Origin of the sequence: Aminobacter anthyllidis (assembly GCF_018555685.1) — a bacterium.
GTDB classification, from domain to species: Bacteria; Pseudomonadota; Alphaproteobacteria; order Rhizobiales; family Rhizobiaceae; genus Aminobacter; species Aminobacter anthyllidis.
The window spans coordinates 1-2,500 of sequence record NZ_JAFLWW010000022.1 but is presented as its reverse complement, the minus strand read 5'-3'; the positions used below and the strand labels follow the sequence as shown (position 1 = coordinate 2,500).

The 2,500-nt window shown below is 54.4% G+C and carries 1 tRNA gene and 2 rRNA genes (1 of these 3 cut by a window edge); all 3 read left to right on the top strand.

What is annotated here, in order from left to right:
* A 23S ribosomal RNA gene (locus J1C56_RS32580) occupies positions 1-1,922 on the top strand (it extends 893 nt beyond the left edge of the window).
* A gap of 183 nt (positions 1,923-2,105) precedes the next feature.
* Positions 2,106-2,220: ribosomal RNA gene (gene rrf, locus J1C56_RS32575) — 5S ribosomal RNA — on the top strand.
* A 203-nt stretch (positions 2,221-2,423) separates the two neighbouring features.
* Positions 2,424-2,500: transfer RNA gene (locus J1C56_RS32570), tRNA-Met, on the top strand.

Sequence of the window (2,500 nt, the reverse complement as noted above, 5' to 3'; positions counted from 1 at the left end):
CCGAATACCCCAGGGGGTAGAGCACTGGATGGGCTAGGGGATCTCACCGATTTACCAAACCTAACCAAACTCCGAATACCTGGGAGTACTAGTCGGCAGACACACGGCGGGTGCTAACGTCCGTCGTGAAAAGGGAAACAACCCTGACCTACAGCTAAGGTCCCCAAGTTATGGCTAAGTGGGAAAGGATGTGAGGATCCCAAAACAACCAGGATGTTGGCTTAGAAGCAGCCATCATTTAAAGAAAGCGTAACAGCTCACTGGTCTAAATAAGGGTCTTTGCGCCGAAAATGTACCGGGGCTAAAGCCATACACCGAAGCTTAGGGTTTGCAGCTTGCTGCAAGCGGTAGCGGAGCGTTCTGTAAGCTGACGAAGCGGCACCTGTGAGGGGCCGTGGAGGTATCAGAAGTGCGAATGCTGACATGAGTAACGTAAGGGGTGTGAGAGACACCCCCGCCGAAAGTCCAAGGGTTCCTGCTTAAAGCTAATCTGAGCAGGGTTAGCCGGCCCCTAAGTCGAGGCAGAAATGCGTAGACGATGGGAACCACGTTAATATTCGTGGGCCTGGAGGAAGTGACGGATCACGTATGTTGTGGGGTCTTATTGGATTGATCCCTGCAGCGGAGTGGTTCCAGGAAATAGCTCCTCCATTATAGACCGTACCCGAAACCGACACTGGTGGACTGGTAGAGTATACCAAGGCGCTTGAGAGAACTATGCTGAAGGAACTCGGCAAATTGCACGCGTAACTTCGGAAGAAGCGTGACCCTTTCATGCGCAAGCATGTGGAGGGTGGCACAGACCAGGGGGTAGCGACTGTTTATCAAAAACACAGGGCTCTGCGAAGTCGCAAGACGACGTATAGGGTCTGACGCCTGCCCGGTGCTGGAAGGTTAAGAGGAGAGGTGCAAGCTTTGAATCGAAGCCCCAGTAAACGGCGGCCGTAACTATAACGGTCCTAAGGTAGCGAAATTCCTTGTCGGGTAAGTTCCGACCTGCACGAATGGCGTAACGACTTCCCCGCTGTCTCCAGCATAGACTCAGTGAAATTGAATTCCCCGTGAAGATGCGGGGTTCCTGCGGTTAGACGGAAAGACCCCGTGCACCTTTACTATAGCTTTACATTGGCATTCGTAGTGGCATGTGTAGGATAGGTGGTAGGCTTTGAAGCCAGGGCGCCAGCCTTGGTGGAGCCAACCTTGAAATACCACCCTTATCTCTATGGATGTCTAACCGCGGCCCGTTATCCGGGTCCGGGACAATGTATGGTGGGTAGTTTGACTGGGGCGGTCGCCTCCTAAAGAGTAACGGAGGCGCGCGATGGTGGGCTCAGACCGGTCGGAAATCGGTCGTCGAGTGCAATGGCATAAGCCCGCCTGACTGCGAGACTGACAAGTCGAGCAGAGACGAAAGTCGGTCATAGTGATCCGGTGGTCCCGCGTGGAAGGGCCATCGCTCAACGGATAAAAGGTACGCCGGGGATAACAGGCTGATGACCCCCAAGAGTCCATATCGACGGGGTTGTTTGGCACCTCGATGTCGACTCATCGCATCCTGGGGCTGGAGCAGGTCCCAAGGGTATGGCTGTTCGCCATTTAAAGCGGTACGTGAGTTGGGTTCAGAACGTCGTGAGACAGTTCGGTCCCTATCTGCCGTGGGTGTAGGAATATTGAAAGGATCTGTCCCTAGTACGAGAGGACCGGGATGGACGGATCTCTGGTGGACCTGTTGTGGCGCCAGCCGCATAGCAGGGTAGCTATATCCGGACGGGATAACCGCTGAAGGCATCTAAGCGGGAAACCCACCTTAAAACGAGTATTCCCTTGAGAACCGTGGAAGACGACCACGTTGATAGGCCGGGTGTGGAAGTGCGGCAACGCATGAAGCTTACCGGTACTAATAGTTCGATAGGCTTGATCGTTCTCATTCCTAATGCTCATCACAGTGCGATCCCAAAGGGATCGTCACACTGCCGCAAGGCAGGATGAAAAGGCACAGACAAGACCAGCGAATAGCCAGGAGTGGCACCGGATAGAAACCCTATTCGCTACTCCCTATTCCCTATTCGCTCACAAAGCTTCTCGAACAACGTGCGTTTTGCCGACCTGGTGGTTATGGCGGAGCGGCTGCACCCGATCCCATTCCGAACTCGGCCGTGAAACGCTCCAGCGCTGATGGTACTTCGTCTCAAGACGCGGGAGAGTAAGTCGCTGCCAGGTCTGCCAAACGCACGTTAAATCAAGACATCGCTCATCGGCGGTGACAAAATCTTCTCTTTGCAAGACTAGGCCCGCCAAAGGGTAATCGGGCCGCGCAAGCGGCCCTTTCCATTGGCGGTCTCTCGAAATCGCATAGGCAAATGCCTATATGACTTCTGGCGAAAGCCGAAAACTTCCGCAGGCCCAGCTTGCGAAAATGGTGGCGCGGGGTGGAGCAGCCCGGTAGCTCGTCAGGCTCATAACCTGAAGGTCACAGGTTCAAATCCTGTCCCCGCAACCA